Source organism: Sphingomonas sp. M1-B02 (genome assembly GCF_026167525.1).
GTDB lineage: Bacteria > Pseudomonadota > Alphaproteobacteria > Sphingomonadales > Sphingomonadaceae > Sphingomonas.
Genome location: NZ_CP110679.1, coordinates 1259346 through 1275175, shown reverse-complemented (window position 1 = coordinate 1275175; position 15830 = coordinate 1259346). Strand labels below are relative to the sequence as shown.

The window sequence follows — 15830 nt, the reverse complement described above, 5'->3', positions numbered from 1 at the left end:
GTGTCCCCACGGCATCTATGATTAAACGCGATCCTTAAGGGGGCACTCACCCTTCCACCGTCGATTCAAGGCCGGTTTTTGCGGCAGGGAAACCGCGATTCCGGAGACGGGGAAGATGTGCCCAAAGGGGATTGGGGCAATTGGCGGACAGGGAGCTCTTCGAGGGATTTGCGCTCCAGGCGGTGGACCTGAAGGGTCGCGTCGCCATTCCCGCCGACCTCCGCGCCGCCGCCGAGCGCAATTCGGACATCCGCCAGATCGTCGTGGGATACCGCGCCGAGGATGGCTGCCTCTCCGCGCATGATCTCAGTTGGTCCAAGGAAAAATATGAGCGGATCGATCGCCGCGAGCAGATCGCGGTCGATCGCGGCGACGAGGCCGATCGCAGCGCCAAGCGCCGCGCCTTCGGCCAGGTCGAGAAGGCGCCGTTTGACGATTCGGGGCGCTTCGTGATTCCGCCTTTCTTCAAGATGAAGGCGGGCATCCAGAAATGGGCCTTCTTCAACGGCAATGGCGAGACGTTCGACATCTGGGCGCCCGAAGTGCTGCTGAAGGACGATCGCGCCGATCCGGGCCTGCGCGAAATCTGCGAATTTCTCTGCCATTCGAAGGGGGTGAAGCTGTGAGCGACGCCCCGCATATCCCCGTCTTGCTCGACGAAGTGATCGATGGGCTCGCGATTCTGCCCGGCGAGCGCCATGTCGACGCGACCTTCGGTGCGGGCGGATATACCAGCGCCATCCTCGCGCGGGGTGCCGAGGTGGCCGCTTTCGATCGCGACTCGTTCGCGATCGAAAGCGGCCGAACCCTCGTCGCCGCGTCCGACGGACGGCTGATCCTGATCGAAGCGCCGTTCAGCGCGATGGAAAGCGAGCTGGCGCAGCGCGACCTGGTCCCGGTCGACGGCGTCACGATGGATATCGGCGTGTCGTCGATGCAGCTCGACCAGGCCGACCGCGGCTTTTCGTTCCAGCAGGACGGTCCGCTCGACATGCGGATGAGCCAGTCGGGGGTTACCGCCGAGGAATGGCTGAACAGCGCCGAGGAGGAAGAGATCGCCGATATACTCTTCCAATATGGCGAAGAACCGCGTTCGCGGCGGGTGGCGCGGGCGATCGTCTCCGCACGACCCCTTAAGCGGACGACCGAACTCGCGAACGTGGTTAGGAAAGCGTTAAATCATAAGGCGCACGAGAAGAAGGACCCGGCGACTCGGACCTTCCAGGCGATCCGAATCCATCTCAACCGGGAGCTCGACGAGCTGTCGGAAGGGCTGGCAGCGGCTGAGCGCGTCCTTAAGCCTGGCGGAAGGCTGGCGGTGGTTACGTTCCACAGTCTCGAGGACCGCATTGTGAAGCGCTTCTTCCGCGAGCGCAGCGGCAGCGAGCCGGCCGGCTCGCGGCACCGCCCTACTATCGGCCCCCGGGCTGAACCTAGTTTCGAACCGCCCGCCAAGGCCGTGAAGCCTGGCGAAGCGGAGATCAACCGTAACCCGCGCGCACGTTCAGCGACGCTTCGGGTGGCGCGGCGCACCGCCGCTTCTGCCTGGTCGAGTGAGGGAGTGAACTGATGGCAGTGCAAGGATTCAAGGGGCTGGGCTGGTTCCTGTGCGGCGTCGTGGTCGCGCCGGCCTGTTATCTGGTGAACTCGAACGGCGCCGCCGAACAGGCGAAGCTGAACGCGACGAAGGCGGCGATCGTCCAGGCGCAGCGCGATATCCGCGCGCTGGAGACCGAATTCAACACGCGCGCCAACATGGCCCAGCTCGAGCGTTGGAATGGCGAAGTGCTGGCGCTCGCCGCACCGTCGCCGCAGCAATATCTGGCGAACGAGCTGGCGCTGGCGAGCCTCGGCGCGCCCGGCGCCGACGCCGAGATCCAGATGGCGTCGCTGGTGGTGCCGGCAGGGGTTCCCGTTGCCGCGCCGGTCGCTCCGGCTCCTGCGGTCCAGACGGCTGCGGTTGAGGCGGCTCCGGCCAAGCCTGCCGTGCAGACTGCCTCGCGCGACCCGGGCGCGGCGGTCGCCGCCCGGCAGGACAAGGAATTGCGCAAGCTGATGAAGCGGGCCGACAAGCGCGCGGTGGCGATGGTCGGCGATGGCGTGCTGAGCGCCTCAACGATGAGCGACCTGCAAAAATTGGCGAAGCGCGAGCAGCTGGCACTCCGTTGATCCTGGTGGTGGCCCCGCCGGCGCGATCGCGCCGTTCGGGCGGCGCCCGGCAGGCGCTCGTCGCCGTTGCGCAGGTGCGGCTGATGATCCTGAGCCTGTTGTTCGGATTCGGCACGCTGGTGCTGGTCGGCAAGCTGGCGCTGCTCGCGCTGTGGGCCGAGCCGGCGACGGCGCGCAACCTGAACGCCGTGCTGCTGCCGCCACGCGGCGACATCGTCGATCGGCACGGCGCGCCGCTCGCGCGATCGATCGACGCCTGGGCGATCGCGGTGCACCCCAACCAGGTGATCGGCGACAAGACTGCGCTGGCGCAGAAGCTCGCCGCCCTCATCCCCGAACAGAGCGCAGGCCATTATTATGCGATGCTTAACTCGGGAGGCAATTTCGGCTATCTGAAGCGCCGGGCGATGCCCGAGCTGGTCAATGCAGTGAATGCGCTGGGCGAGCCGGCGATCGAATTCCAGCGCGAGCCCGATCGGCTCTATCCGCAGTCGGCGCTGGCGGCGCATGTGCTCGGCTTCCTCGACGTCACCGGCCACGGCAAATATGGCATGGAGCGGGTGCTCGACGCGCAGCTGACCGATCCGGCGCGGCGCGGACAGCCGGTGCCGCTGTCGCTCGACCTGCGCGTGCAGGCGGCGCTCGAAAATGAGCTGGGCTCGGCAATGGCGTCGTTTCAAGCGGCGGGGGCTGCCGGGGTGATCCTGGACGTGCGCACCGGCGAAGTGATGGCGATGGTGTCGCTTCCCAGCTTCAACCCGAACGCGATCCAGGGCGAAGTGCCGCGCAACAATGTGACGCAGGCGCGCTACGAGCTGGGCTCGACCTTCAAGCCGCTGGCAATGGCGGCGGCGATCGACAGCGGCACGGTCACGTCGATGGCGCGGCGTTTCGACGCCACGGCGCCGATCCGGATCGGGCGCTTCTCGATCAGCGACGATCATCCCCAGCGCCGGTTCCTAAATATTCCCGAGACGCTTATCTATTCGTCGAACATCGCGACTGCGCGGATCGCGGACCTGATGGGTCAGGCGCCTATGGAGGCCCTGTTCCGCCGCCTGGGCTTCGACGCGGCGCCCGAGGTCGAGATCGAGAAAGCGGGTACCTTGTGGCCGAGCCATTGGGGCCGGTTGACGACGATGACGACCGCTTATGGCCATGGCATCGCAATCACGCCGCTCCAGCTGGCGACCGCCTATGCGGCGATGATCAACGGCGGCATCCACCGCCCGGCGACGATGCTGAAGGTGGACAAGACACCGACCGGCACGCGCGTCTTCAGCGAATCGACCAGCGCGCGGATGCGCCAGTTGCTGCGCCTGATCGTCACCGACGGCACCGGCAAGAAGGCCGACGCGCCGGGCTTTCGCGTGGGCGGCAAGACCGGCACCGCCGAGCGCCCAGGCAAGGGCGGATATTCGGCGAACATGAACGTCTCGACCTTCGCGGCGGCTTTCCCGATGGACGCACCGCGCTATGTGGTGATCGCTATGCTCGATTCGCCCATTGGCAACGCCCAGTCCGCTGGCCAGCGGACCGCAGGCTGGACCGCCGCGCCGGTGGTCAGTCGCGTCGTGATGCGCACCGGTCCGCTGCTCGGGGTGATCCCCGACTCATCGCGCGACGTCGACCTTTCCGAACTGAAGCGCCTTATCTGGACCGGCCCGCACGGCGTCGTGGCCTCCGATCGATGAAGCTGGGCGCGCTGACGGGCGGTGACGAGACCGCCATCGTCACCGGGTTCGCGATCGACAATCGCAAGGTGGCGCCGGGAACGGTGTTCGGCGCGTTCCAGGGGCTGCAGGTCAATGGCGAGGACTATATCCCCGCCGCGGTGCAGGCCGGCGCGATCGCCGTGGTCGCGCGGCCCGAGGCGTTGGTCGAGGGTGCGGTGCATATCGCGCACGACAATCCACGCGAGTGTTTCGCCCGGTTGGCGGCACAATATTTCGCGCCTTTTCCCGCCACTGCGGTGGCGGTGACGGGCACAAACGGCAAGACCTCCACCGTCGAGATGACGCGGCAGCTGTGGCGGATGGCGGGGCATCACGCCGCGTCGATCGGCACGCTGGGGGTGACGACTGCCGACGATACGGTGAGCACCGGGCTGACCACGCCCGACGCGGTGACCTTCCTGGCGAATGTAGCGGGGCTGGCGCGCGAGGGGGTGACGCATGTTGCGTTCGAAGCGTCGTCGCATGGCCTCTCGCAATATCGCACCGAGGGGCTGCCGGTCCGCGCGGCCGCCTTCACCAATCTCAGCCGCGACCATCTCGATTATCATGGCGACATGGCGACCTATTTCCATGCCAAGCTGCGGCTGTTCGCCGACGTGCTCGACATGGACGGCGCGGCGGTGGTGTGGGCCGACGACCCCAATGCGATGCGGGTCGAGGATCTGGCGCGCTCGCGGGGCAACCGGTTGGTGACGGTGGGCGAGCATGGCGATACGCTGCGCCTCGTCGCGCGCGATCCGACCCTGCTCGGGCAGGGGCTGACGATCGCGGCCGAGGGCCGAACCTTCCAGGTGATGCTGCCGCTGATCGGCGCCTACCAGGCCGCGAACGCGCTGACCGCGGCGGGGCTGGTGATCGCGACGGGCGGCGAGGTGCCTGCCACGATCGCGAACCTGGCCCGGCTGCAGCCGGTGCGCGGGCGGCTGGAGCGCGCGGTGATCACGCGGACCGGGGCGCCCGTCTATGTCGATTATGCGCATACCCCCGATGCCCTCGATGCGGCGATTGCGGCGCTGAAACCGCATACCAGCGGGCGGCTGATCCTGGTGTTCGGCGCCGGCGGCGACCGCGATCCGGGCAAGCGCGAACTGATGGGGCAGGAAGCGGCGGCGGGCGCGGACGTGGTGATCGTCACCGACGACAATCCGCGCGGGGAGGACCCGGCGCTGATCCGAGCCGGGATATTGAAGGGCGCGCCTGGAGCGACCGAGATTGGCGGGCGGCGCGATGCGATTGCCGCGGCGGTGGCGATGGCCGAGGCCGAGGATATCGTGCTGATCGCCGGCAAGGGGCATGAGCAGGGGCAGATCGTCGGCGATCGCATGCTGCCGTTCGATGATGTGAGCGTTGCGCGGGAGTGCGCGGCGTGAGGGACGCTGCGACGCTTTGGACCTCCGAGGAGATCGCGCTCGCGACCGGCGGAACCGCTTCGGCTCCGTTCGACGTTTCCGGCGTCACCTTCGATTCGCGCGAAGTCGGGCCCGGGGACCTGTTCCTCGCGCTCAAGGGCGAGGCGACCGATGGGCATCGCTTCCTCGACCAGGCGTTCGCGCAAGGTGCGGCGGGGGCGGTGGTTTCCGAAGCCGCGGCGCATCCGCATGTGCTGGTTAGCGACACGATTGCCGCGCTCGACGCGCTGGGAATTGCCGCGCGGGGACGCTGCGCCGCCAAGGTGATCGGCGTCACCGGATCGGTGGGCAAGACCGGGACCAAGGAGGCATTGTTCGCGGCGCTCGATCGCCCCGAGCCGGGGACCGCGCACCGTTCGGTCAAGAGCTACAACAACCATACCGGCGTACCGCTGAGCCTGGCGCGGATGCCGCGCAGCGCACGGTTCGGCGTCTTCGAGATGGGGATGAACCATGCGGGCGAACTCGCCGCGCTGACTCGGCTGGTGCGGCCGCATGTCGCGATGGTGACGACGATCGCGCCGGCGCATATGGGCTTTTTCGAGAGCGAGGCCGCGATCGCCGACGCTAAAGGCGAAATCTTCCAGGGGATCGAGCCCGGCGGTACCGCGATCATCCCCTTCGACAGCCCGCATCGCGACCGGTTGATCGAAGCGGCCAAGCCCTATGCGGGCGCGATCATGACCTTCGGCAACGGCGACGGCGCCGACTATCGCGCGGTTGAAGCGATGCGGACGCGTACCGGGGGGACTTTCGTCACGGCGCGCTTCGGCGTGCGCGAGCTGAGCTTCACGATTGCACAGCCCGGCGCGCACTGGGTCTCGAACGCGATGGGGATCATCGCCGCGGTGGATGCCGTAGGCGGCGATCTGGAGATGGCGGGGCTGGCGCTGGCCGAGATGGGCGGGCTCGCCGGGCGCGGCGCGCGGTTCCTGGCGCGGCTGCCCGAAGGCGAAGCGTTGGTGATCGACGAAAGCTACAATGCCAACCCCGCTTCGATGCGCGCGACGCTGGACGTGCTGGCGCAGGAGCCGGGTCGCAAGATCGTCGTACTGGGCGAGATGCGCGAGCTGGGCGACCATTCGCAAGCCTTTCATGCCGAGCTTTCCGGGCCGATCGAGGCGGCTGGCGTCGGCTACGCCATTCTGGTCGGCCAGGACATGGCGCCGCTGGCCGAAGCGCTTGAGGGGCGGATCGATTTCGTCCATGTGGCCGACGCAGACACTGCCTTGGCGCGCCTCGAATCGATACTGGCGCCGGGCGACGCCGTGCTCGTAAAGGGATCGAACGGCGTGCGGCTTTCCGCGGTCGTCGCCGCGCTTGGGACACTTCGAACATGCTCTACCTGATCGCCGAGCAACTGGGCTTTCCGGGTGTCCTGAACCTCATCCGCTATCTGTCGTTCCGCACCGGCGCGAGCGTGGCGACGGCCCTGTTCCTCGGGCTGCTGATCGGGCCGAAGTTCATCGGCTGGCTGCGGCTGCGGCAGGGCAAGGGCCAGCCGATCCGCGCGGACGGGCCGCAGAGCCATCTCGCCAAGCGCGGCACGCCGACGATGGGCGGGCTGATGATCCTGACCAGCCTGATGCTTGCCGTCTTGCTGTGGATGGACCTGCGCAACCCGCTGGTCTGGGCGTGCATGTTCGTGACCTTCGGCTTCGGAATGATCGGTTTCCTCGACGATTATGACAAGGTGCGCAAGGCGAGCACCGCGGGCGTATCGGGCAAGGTCCGGCTGCTCGGCGAGTTCCTGATCGCGGGCGCCGCGGCGTGGATCATCGTGTCGCAGACCGGCACCCAGCTCTACGTGCCCTTCTTCAGCTGGATCCATCCCGATCTCGGCTATTTCTACATCCCCTTCGCCGCCTTCACGATCGTCGCCTTCGGCAATGCGGTGAACCTGACCGACGGGCTCGACGGGCTGGCGACGATGCCGGTGGTGATCGCGAGCATGGCGTTCATGCTGATCGCCTATGTCGTCGGCAACAAGGTGTTCGCGACCTATCTGGGCATCCCGCACGTTCCGGGCGCGGGCGACCTGGCGATCCTGTGCGGCGCGATCGTGGGGGCCGGGCTGGCGTTCCTGTGGTTCAACGCGCCGCCGGCGGCGGTCTTCATGGGCGATACCGGCAGCCTGGCGCTGGGCGGCGCGCTGGGCGCGATCGCGGTGGCGGCGCAGCATGAGCTGGTGCTGGGGATCATCGGCGGGCTGTTCGTGATCGAGGCGCTGAGCGTGATCATCCAGGTCTTCTTCTTCAAGCGCACCGGCAAGCGCGTCTTCAAGATGGCGCCGATCCACCATCATTTCGAGCAGCTCGGCTGGTCCGAGCCGACGGTGGTGATCCGTTTCTGGATCATCGCGTTCGTGCTGGCGCTGGCGGGGCTCTCGACGCTGAAGCTGCGGTGATTACGGGCTCGGCCTTTGACGGAAAGCGGTACGCGGTGCTCGGGCTTGCGCGGTCGGGGGGGGCGACGGTGGAGGCTTTGCTGGCTGGCGGGGCCAGCGTTGTTGCGTGGGATTCGAACGAGGCTGCGCGGAACTCGCTCCTCCCCGGCACGGGGAGGGGGACCGCGCTCGAAGAGCGTGGTGGAGGGGGGGCGCCACAAGCGACTTCCGATGAGGAGAGCCCCCTCCACCAGCCTTCGGCTGGTCCCCCTCCCCGTGCCGGGGAGGATCTGGTGGTTGCCGATCCGGCGGACCTCGACCTCGCCGGCTTCGCAGGGATCGTCGTATCGCCCGGCGTGCCGCTCAACCGGCACCCGATCCGGGCGCAGGCGGCCACCGCGCGCGTCCCGATCATCGGCGACATCGAGTTGTTCGCGCAGGCGCGCGCGGAGCTTCCGCCGCACAAGGTGGTCGGGATCACCGGCACCAACGGCAAATCGACCACCACCGCGCTGATCGAGCATATCTGCCGCACCGCAGGGCTGCCGGCGCTGGCTGGGGGGAATATAGGACTGCCGATCCTCGGGCGCGATCCGCTGCCGGCGGGGGGCGTCTATGTGCTCGAGCTTTCGAGCTATCAGATCGATCTCACGCACAGCCTGGACTGCGATGTCGCGATCCTGCTCAACATCACGCCGGATCATCTCGACCGTTATGACGGGTTTGCGGGCTATGCGGCGTCGAAGGGGCGGCTGTTCGGGATGCAGACGCCCGGGCATGCCGCGATCGTCGGGATCGGTGACGAGGCGTCGGCGGCGATCGCCCGCGAGGTGGCGGTCGGGGGACGATCGCAGGATCTGACCAAGATCGCGCCCGGCGTCTGCATGGACCAGTCGCGCTGGCCGGCGCTGCAGGGGCCGCACAATGCCCAGAACGCGCTGGCGGCGATCGCGGCGTGCGAGGCGCTCGGGATCGGCAGGGACGCGATCGATCGCGGGCTGGCGAGCTTTCCGGGGCTCGCGCACCGGATGGAGCGGGTGGCCAAACGGAACGGCGTTTTGTTCGTCAACGACAGCAAGGCGACCAACCCGACCTCGGCCGCGCCGGCGCTGGCGGCGTTCGAGCGGATTCACTGGATTTTGGGCGGGGTCGCCAAGACCGACGAGCTCGATGCGTGCCGGCCGGGCTTCGGCAATGTCGTGAAAGCGTATACGATCGGCGAAGCGGGCGACCTGTTCTCGAGCATTCTCGAAGGCGAGATGCCGGTCGAGCGTTCGGGCACGCTCGAGGCGGCGGTGCGGAGCGCTGCTAGCCAGGCGAAACCGGGCGAGACGGTGTTGCTGTCGCCGGCCTGCGCGTCGTTCGACCAGTTTCGGGATTATGAGGCACGCGGGGCGGCATTCCGTGCGGCAGTGGAGGCGCTCGGATGAGCGAGGCCGCCGAAGTGGAGCCCGTCGAGGCGAGAAGCCGGGTCGGCAACCAGCTGGGCCGGGCGAGCACGACGCGCGCGGGCATGTGGTTCTGGGAAGTCGATCGAGTGCTGCTGCTGCTGGCGCTGCTGCTGATCGCGATCGGGCTGGTGGCGGTGGCGGCGGCATCGCCCGCTACCGCGCGGCGCTATTCGGACGCGACGCATATCGTGCCGCCCATGTATTATTTCTGGCGGCAGCTGATGTGGGTCTGCGTTTCGGTGCCGATCCTCATCTTCGTCTCGATGCTGCCGATCACGCTGGCGCGGCGGCTGTCGCTGATCGGGGCGGCATTCTTCCTGCTGCTGCTGGTGCTGGCGCCGGTGATCGGGAAGGAAGTGAACGGCGCGCGGCGTTGGATCGATGTCGGCGTTTCCGACCTGCAGCCTTCGGAATTTCTAAAGCCGCTGTTCATCGTCGCGACGGCGTGGATGCTGTCGTTCCGCGCCAAGGATCCCGAGCTGCCGGTCTTGTTCGTCACCGGAGCGATGACCGCGCTGATCGGGGTGCTGCTGATGCTGCAGCCCGATTTCGGGCAGACGATGGTGTTCGCCGCGGTGTGGCTGATCCTGCTGACGCTTTCGGGCATATCGGGGGTGGCGATCGGCGGGCTGATGGGCACCGCGGTGGCGGGGGTGATCGCGGCCTACATATTCTACGACACCGCGCGAATCCGCATCAACAGCTTCCTCTTCCCGACCAAGGAAGCGGCGCTGGCCGATCGCTACCAGATCGAGATGGCCCACGACACGCTGACCGCGGGCGGGCTGACCGGAACCGGGCCGGGCGGCGGCCAGGTGAAGTTCAAGCTGCCCGAGGCGCATACCGATTATATCTTCTCGGTGATCGGCGAGGAGTTCGGGCTGCTCGCCTGCGCGGTCATCGTTATCCTCTATGCCGCGATCGTGATCCGGGTGTTCATGAAGCTGCTCGACGAAGAGGATGCGTTCCGCTTGCTCGCGGCGGCGGGGCTGGCGGCGCAGTTCGGCGTGCAGGCGCTGATCAATATGGCGGTGAATACGGGGATCGCGCCTTCCAAGGGGATGACGCTGCCGTTCATCAGCTATGGCGGCTCCTCGATGATCGCGCTTTCGGTGGGGATGGGGCTGCTGCTCGCTTTCACGCGGCGAAACCCGTATCTGAAGCGCTCTCCTTACACGGGGCGGTGGAGCAAGACATGAGCAAGGCGCGCAGCTACGTTTTGGCGGCAGGAGGTACCGGCGGGCATATGGTGCCCGCGGCGGCGCTGGCGGTGGAGCTTGCCAGCCGGGGACATCATGTCGCCTTGGTGAGTGACGATCGCGGGGTGCGCTTTCCCGGCCTGTTCGAGGATGTCGAGACGCATGTCTTGCCGGCCGGACGGCTGGGCGGAGGGCCGCTCGGCTATCTGCGCGCGGCGGGCAAGATGATGGCCGGGCGTTCGATGGCGCTGCAATTGTACAAGGGCTTGAAGCCTTCCGCAGTGATCGGCTTCGGCGGCTATCCGGCGCTGCCGGCGCTGCTCGCGGCGTTTCGCGCGGGCATCCCGACGATCGTCCATGAGCAGAATGCGGTGCTGGGGCGGGTGAACCGCTTCGTCGCGGGGAAGGTGGATGCGATCGCGACCTCCTATGCCGATGTCGAACGGCTTAAGGACAGTTGGAAGATCAAGACGCATCTGGTCGGCAACCCGGTGCGCGAGGCGGTGCTGGCGCTGCGCGACCGGCCTTATCCGGTGCTCGACGAGGACGGCATCTTCCGCGTGCTGGTGACGGGCGGGAGCCAGGGGGCGTCGATCCTGAGCCAGGTGGTGCCCGATGGGCTCGCGCTTCTGCCGGTGCATTTCCGGCGCCGGCTGCAAGTGACGCACCAGGCGCGGATCGAGGATATCGACGCTGTGCGCGCCAAATATGCGGCGCATTCGATCCCCGCCGATCTGGCGACCTATCTGCCCGATCTGCCCGAGGCGCTGGCCTGGGCGCATATCGTTATCGCGCGCGCCGGCGCCTCGACGATCGCCGAGCTGACCGCGGCGGGGCGTCCGGCGATCCTGGTGCCGCTGCCCAGCGCCACCGACGATCACCAGACCGCCAATGCGCGCGAGATCAGCAGGGCCGGTGGCGCGCGGACGATCCCGCAGCGCCTGTTCACCGCGGCCGAACTCGCCAAGCAGATCCAGAAACTGGGGCTCGACACGCAGGGGCTGGAAAATGCGGCGGCGCGGGCGCGCGAATGCGGCCGTCCGCACGCCGCACGCGACCTGGCCGACCTGGTCGAATCGATCCACGCACCGAAGGCGCCGATCGGATCGACCACGAAGCGCCGTGCCGTCGTCCAGACCCAGAAGCCGTCTTATGCATAAGGAATTTGGCGCATGAGGGGCGTCGCCACCGACATCGGCACGATCCATTTCGTCGGGATCGGCGGGATCGGCATGTCCGGCATCGCCGAGGTGATGCACAATCTGGGCTATAAGGTGCAGGGATCGGACGTGGCCGAGGGCTATGTGATCCAGGGCCTGCGCGCGCGCGGCATCCAGGTGACGATCGGCCACAAGGCCGAGAATCTGGGCGATGCAGCGGTAGTGGTGACCTCGACCGCGATCGTGCGGACCAATCCCGAAGTCGAGGCGGCCTATGAGCGGCGCGTGCCGGTGGTGCGGCGCGCGGAAATGCTCGCCGAGCTGATGCGGCTGAAGTCCACCGTCGCGGTGGCGGGCACGCATGGCAAGACCACGACGACCTCGATGATCGCGGCCTTGCTCGACGCGGGCGGGGTCGATCCGACCGTGATCAACGGCGGCATCATCAATCAATATGGCTCCAATGCGCGGCTGGGCGACAGCGAGTGGATGGTGGTGGAGGCCGACGAGAGCGACGGCAGCTTCCTGCGGCTCGACGGCACGATCGCGGTCGTCACCAACATCGATCCCGAGCATCTCGACCATTATGGCAGCTTCGATCGGGTGAAGGATGCGTTCGTCGAGTTCGTCGAGAATGTGCCTTTCTATGGCGCGGCCTTGCTGTGCCTGGATCATCCCGAGGTGCAGGCGATCATTCCGCGCGTGCGCGACCGGCGGATCGTGACCTATGGCTTTGCCGCCAGCGCCGATGTGCGCGGGGTCAATGTGACGCCGCATGCCGGGGGCAATCGCTTCGAGGCGATCATCCGCCAGCGCGACGGGACGACGCGATCGATCGAGAATATCGAGTTGCCGATGCCGGGGCGGCACAATGTCCAGAATGCGCTCGCCGCGATCGGCGTGGCGCTCGAGCTCGGCATCCGGGATGCTACGATCCAGAAGGGCTTCGCGATGTTCACGGGCGTGAAGCGGCGCTTCACCAAGGTGGGCGAGACGCAGGGCGTGACGGTGATCGACGATTATGGCCACCATCCGGTCGAGATCCGCGCGGTGCTCTCCGCCGCGCGCGAGAGCGCCGAGGGGCGGGTGATCGCGGTGATGCAGCCGCATCGCTTCTCGCGGCTCGAGAATCTGATGGATGATTTCGCGCAGGCGTTCAACGACGCCGACATGGTGCTGGTGACGCCGGTCTATGCCGCGGGCGAGGCGCCGCGCGAGGGCGTGGATGCCGAGGCGTTGGTCGAGGGGGTGAAGCGGCGCGGGCATCGTTCGGCGGCGGTCGTGGCTGATGCGGATGCTTTGGCGCGGGTATTGGCCGAAGTGGCGGTGCCGGGGGACATGGTGGTCTGCCTGGGGGCAGGCGATATTACGAAGTGGGCGGCGGGGCTGGCCGAGGGGATTGCTGCCGCCCGGGTTGAGGCGGTGGCGTGAGCCTGCGCCATTTTTCTCCCCTCCCCTTCAGGGGAGGGGTTTTATGAGTAGCGTCTGCATGGCCTTGCCGCCACTCCGGGGCACCTCCCAGCCTCAGGGCAGCCTCGCCGACTTCATCTGGTTCCGCACGGGCGGGCCTGCGGAGTGGCTGGTGCGGCCCGACGACGTGCAGTCGCTTGCGGCCTTCCTCGCGGCGCTCGATCCCGAAACCCCTGTGCTGCCGGTCGGCGTCGGCTCGAACCTGATCGTGCGCGACGGCGGGGTGCCGGGGGTGGTGGTGCGGCTGCCCAAGGCGATGGCCAAGGTTTCGATCGAGCCCGGAAATCGGGTCCGGGCGGGCGGGGCGGCGATGGGGATCAGTGTTGCCAGTGCCGCGCGGGACGCGGGGATCGCCGGACTCGAGTTCTTGCGGGGCATCCCCGGAACGGTCGGCGGTGCTGTGCGGATGAATGCCGGCGCTTATGGCCGCGACACATCGAATATATTGGTCGAAATCACGCTGGTGACTCGCGATGGGACAGTCGAGACCTGGCCGGCGGCGCGATTGGGCTATACCTATCGCCATTCGGAGCTTCCCGAGGGGGCGATCGTGGTCGAGGCTTTGTTCGAGGGCGTGCCCGGAGACCCCGCCACGATCGGCGCGGAGATGGACCGGATCGCGGCGGAACGCGAGGCTTCGCAGCCGCTTAGGTCGCGCACCGGCGGCTCGACCTTCAAGAATCCGGAAGGCCACAAGGCCTGGGCGCTGATCGATGCGGCGGGCTGCCGCGGTTTGCGGCGAGGCGATGCGCAGGTCAGCGAAAAACACTGCAATTTCCTGCTCAATCTGGGCAATGCTTCCAGCGCCGATATCGAGGCGCTGGGCGAAGAGGTCCGCGCGAAGGTGAAGGCGCATTCCGGCGTGGAGCTGGAATGGGAAATACAGCGGATCGGGGTTTTGAAGTGAGTTTCTTTTTCCGTTCCCCGGCGAAGGCCGGGGCCCAGCCCGTCAACAAGCTCGTGCGCGGTAGCGCATTCGGCGCTGCGCGCCGAGTCTGGGCCCCTGCCTCCGCAGGGGAACAATAGATGTCGGCTTCACCCCTCCACATCGCCGTGCTGATGGGCGGCTGGTCGGCCGAGCGTGAGGTTTCGCTGATGTCGGGCGCGGGGATCGCCGATGCGCTCGAGAGCCTGGGGCATCGCGTCACCCGCATCGACATGGGCCGCGACGTGGGCGTGAAGCTGGCCGAGGCGAAGCCGGACCTGGTTTTCAACGCGCTCCACGGCACCCCCGGCGAGGACGGGACGGTGCAGGGCATGCTCGACCTGATGGGATTGAAATACACGCATTCGGGGCTGGTCACGTCGGTGATCGCGATCGACAAGCAACTGACCAAGCAGGCGCTGGTGCCGCACGGCATCCCTATGCCCGGCGGGCGGATGGTGCGCAGCGCGGACCTCTACGAGCGCGATCCGCTGCCGCGGCCTTATGTGCTCAAGCCGGTCAACGAGGGCTCGTCGGTCGGCGTGGCGATCGTCACCGACGAGGGCAATTACGGCAATCCGATCGGGCGCGACGTGCGCGGGCCGTGGCAGGAATTCGACGAACTGCTCGCCGAGCCGTTCATTCGCGGGCGCGAGCTGACGACCGCGGTGCTGGGCGATCGGGCGCTCGGCGTGACCGAGCTTAAGCCCAAGAGCGGCTTCTATGACTATGACGCCAAATATACCGACGGGCTGACCGAGCATGTCTTCCCGGCCAACGTGCCCGACGACATTGCCGATGCCTGCAAGCGGATCGCGCTCGACGCGCACCGGCTGCTCGGCTGCAAGGGCGCGTCGCGTTCGGACTTCCGCTGGGACGATGGCCAGGGGGTCGACGGGCTGTTCCTGCTCGAGGTCAACACCCAGCCGGGGATGACGCCACTCAGTCTTGTACCGGAGCAGGCGCGGCACCTGGGAATAGGCTATGCCGAGCTGGTGCAACGCATCGTGGAAGACGCTCTGTGAGCAGAAGGCCCGCCCAGCGGACCGCGACGCGGCGCGGAGCGAGCCCAGCGAAACGCAAGGCCGCGTCGCGCCGTCCGAAGCGGCCTAGCCTGCTCGACCAGGCAGTCGCGGCGCTGCCGTTCAGCCAGGCGACGCTGCAGAAAATCGCGACCTGGGGCATGGTGGGCACCGCCGCTGCGGTGGCGCTCGGTATTGCCTTGTGGTTGGGGCTGCCGGGGATGGCGGGGGTCGCGGCGTCGCAGGTGGTCGGCGAGGCCGGGCTGCGGGTCGACGAGATCCAGATCGACGGGCTCAAGCGGATGGACCGGATGACGGTCTATCAACAGGCGCTAGACCAGGATTCGCGGGCGATGCCGCTGGTCGACTTGGCGCTGGTGCGCGAGCGGCTGCTCAAATATCCGTGGATCCAGGATGCGCAGGTTTCGCGCAAATTGCCCAATACGCTGCGGATCAACATCATCGAGCGCGAGCCCGCGGCGATCTGGCAGAGCAATGGCCAGTTGATGCTGGTCGATCCCAGCGGGGTGCTGCTCGAGCCGGTTTCGCGTGAATCGATGCCCGATCTGCCGCTGCTGATCGGCGACGGCGCCAATGCCCAGGAGCCCGCGCGCGCCAAGCTGCTCGACGAGGCGCCGGCGCTCAAGCCGCTGGTGAAGGCGGCGACCTGGATCGGCAATCGGCGCTGGGACCTGATCTTCGATACCGGCGAGAAATTGCAATTGCCCGAGGGCGAGATCGAGGCGGCGTCGGCGCTGCGCAAGTTCGCCGATCTCGACGCCAAGCAGCGGCTGCTGGGCAAGGGCACGATCAAGTTCGACATGCGCGTTGCAGGCAATATGGTGATGCAGCGGCCGGCGGCGGCATCCGCCCCGCTGGTCGCGGGTGAGACAGGGGAATAAG

14 protein-coding genes are annotated in these 15830 nt (G+C 67.5%); all 14 read left to right on the top strand.

The annotated features are described in order from the left end of the window. Window positions 1-140 precede the first annotated feature (140 nt). The 14 genes from OKW87_RS06070 to OKW87_RS06005 all read left to right on the top strand — a co-directional run bounded on the left by OKW87_RS06070 (window position 141) and on the right by OKW87_RS06005 (window position 15829). Complete coding sequence (locus OKW87_RS06070; RefSeq protein WP_265543093.1) at window positions 141-626, top strand: division/cell wall cluster transcriptional repressor MraZ; 486 nt, start codon at window positions 141-143, stop codon at window positions 624-626. Next, window positions 623-1570, top strand: coding sequence for a 16S rRNA (cytosine(1402)-N(4))-methyltransferase RsmH (gene rsmH, locus OKW87_RS06065; protein ID WP_265543091.1), 948 nt, complete (start codon window positions 623-625; stop codon window positions 1568-1570). Before OKW87_RS06070 ends, rsmH begins: the two co-directional genes overlap by 4 nt. After that, window positions 1570-2169 carry a hypothetical protein gene (locus tag OKW87_RS06060; RefSeq protein WP_265543090.1) on the top strand — a complete coding sequence of 200 codons (600 nt, stop codon included), beginning with the start codon at window positions 1570-1572 and terminating at the stop codon, window positions 2167-2169. The genes rsmH and OKW87_RS06060 overlap by 1 nt, the downstream gene beginning before the upstream one ends. After that, complete coding sequence (locus OKW87_RS06055) at window positions 2166-3863, top strand: peptidoglycan D,D-transpeptidase FtsI family protein (protein ID WP_265543088.1); 1698 nt, start codon at window positions 2166-2168, stop codon at window positions 3861-3863. Before OKW87_RS06060 ends, OKW87_RS06055 begins: the two co-directional genes overlap by 4 nt. Continuing rightward, window positions 3860-5275, top strand: coding sequence for a UDP-N-acetylmuramoyl-L-alanyl-D-glutamate--2,6-diaminopimelate ligase (locus OKW87_RS06050; RefSeq protein WP_265543087.1), 1416 nt, complete (start codon window positions 3860-3862; stop codon window positions 5273-5275). Before OKW87_RS06055 ends, OKW87_RS06050 begins: the two co-directional genes overlap by 4 nt. After that, window positions 5272-6663: a UDP-N-acetylmuramoyl-tripeptide--D-alanyl-D-alanine ligase gene (locus tag OKW87_RS06045; RefSeq protein ID WP_265543086.1), complete on the top strand. Its 1392-nt coding sequence runs from the start codon at window positions 5272-5274 to the stop codon at window positions 6661-6663. The genes OKW87_RS06050 and OKW87_RS06045 overlap by 4 nt, the downstream gene beginning before the upstream one ends. Then, window positions 6651-7721 (top strand): phospho-N-acetylmuramoyl-pentapeptide-transferase, encoded by a 1071-nt coding sequence (mraY, locus tag OKW87_RS06040; protein ID WP_265543085.1) that lies wholly within the window; start codon window positions 6651-6653, stop codon window positions 7719-7721. Before OKW87_RS06045 ends, mraY begins: the two co-directional genes overlap by 13 nt. Further along, window positions 7718-9130 carry a UDP-N-acetylmuramoyl-L-alanine--D-glutamate ligase gene (gene murD / locus OKW87_RS06035; RefSeq protein WP_265543084.1) on the top strand — a complete coding sequence of 471 codons (1413 nt, stop codon included), beginning with the start codon at window positions 7718-7720 and terminating at the stop codon, window positions 9128-9130. Before mraY ends, murD begins: the two co-directional genes overlap by 4 nt. Then, window positions 9127-10350: an FtsW/RodA/SpoVE family cell cycle protein gene (locus tag OKW87_RS06030; protein ID WP_265543083.1), complete on the top strand. Its 1224-nt coding sequence runs from the start codon at window positions 9127-9129 to the stop codon at window positions 10348-10350. The genes murD and OKW87_RS06030 overlap by 4 nt, the downstream gene beginning before the upstream one ends. After that, window positions 10347-11510, top strand: coding sequence for an undecaprenyldiphospho-muramoylpentapeptide beta-N-acetylglucosaminyltransferase (murG, locus tag OKW87_RS06025; protein WP_265543082.1), 1164 nt, complete (start codon window positions 10347-10349; stop codon window positions 11508-11510). The genes OKW87_RS06030 and murG overlap by 4 nt, the downstream gene beginning before the upstream one ends. Before the next feature lie 12 nt (window positions 11511-11522). Continuing rightward, window positions 11523-12941: a UDP-N-acetylmuramate--L-alanine ligase gene (gene murC / locus OKW87_RS06020; protein ID WP_265543081.1), complete on the top strand. Its 1419-nt coding sequence runs from the start codon at window positions 11523-11525 to the stop codon at window positions 12939-12941. A gap of 43 nt (window positions 12942-12984) precedes the next feature. Then, a complete protein-coding gene (gene murB / locus OKW87_RS06015; protein ID WP_265543080.1) occupies window positions 12985-13887 on the top strand; it encodes a UDP-N-acetylmuramate dehydrogenase in 903 nt (300 codons plus the stop codon). A gap of 119 nt (window positions 13888-14006) precedes the next feature. Beyond that, window positions 14007-14930 (top strand): D-alanine--D-alanine ligase, encoded by a 924-nt coding sequence (locus OKW87_RS06010; RefSeq protein ID WP_265543079.1) that lies wholly within the window; start codon window positions 14007-14009, stop codon window positions 14928-14930. Further along, entirely contained in the window at window positions 14927-15829 is a 903-nt protein-coding gene (locus tag OKW87_RS06005) for a cell division protein FtsQ/DivIB (protein ID WP_265543078.1), read from the top strand. The genes OKW87_RS06010 and OKW87_RS06005 overlap by 4 nt, the downstream gene beginning before the upstream one ends. Window position 15830 lies beyond the last annotated feature (1 nt).

Bases quoted from the DNA above. Each gene is read 5' to 3' on its own strand.
- OKW87_RS06010 (WP_265543079.1), top strand. From the start codon at position 14,007: ATGTCGGCTTCACCCCTCCACATCGCCGTGCTGATGGGCGGCTGGTCG.
- OKW87_RS06050 (WP_265543087.1), top strand. From the start codon at position 3,860: ATGAAGCTGGGCGCGCTGACGGGCGGTGACGAGACCGCCATCGTCACC.
- OKW87_RS06060 (WP_265543090.1), top strand. From the start codon at position 1,570: ATGGCAGTGCAAGGATTCAAGGGGCTGGGCTGGTTCCTGTGCGGCGTC.
- murB (WP_265543080.1), top strand. From the start codon at position 12,985: ATGAGTAGCGTCTGCATGGCCTTGCCGCCACTCCGGGGCACCTCCCAG.
- OKW87_RS06030 (WP_265543083.1), top strand. From the start codon at position 9,127: ATGAGCGAGGCCGCCGAAGTGGAGCCCGTCGAGGCGAGAAGCCGGGTC.
- mraY (WP_265543085.1), top strand. From the start codon at position 6,651: ATGCTCTACCTGATCGCCGAGCAACTGGGCTTTCCGGGTGTCCTGAAC.
- murG (WP_265543082.1), top strand. From the start codon at position 10,347: ATGAGCAAGGCGCGCAGCTACGTTTTGGCGGCAGGAGGTACCGGCGGG.
- murC (WP_265543081.1), top strand. From the start codon at position 11,523: ATGAGGGGCGTCGCCACCGACATCGGCACGATCCATTTCGTCGGGATC.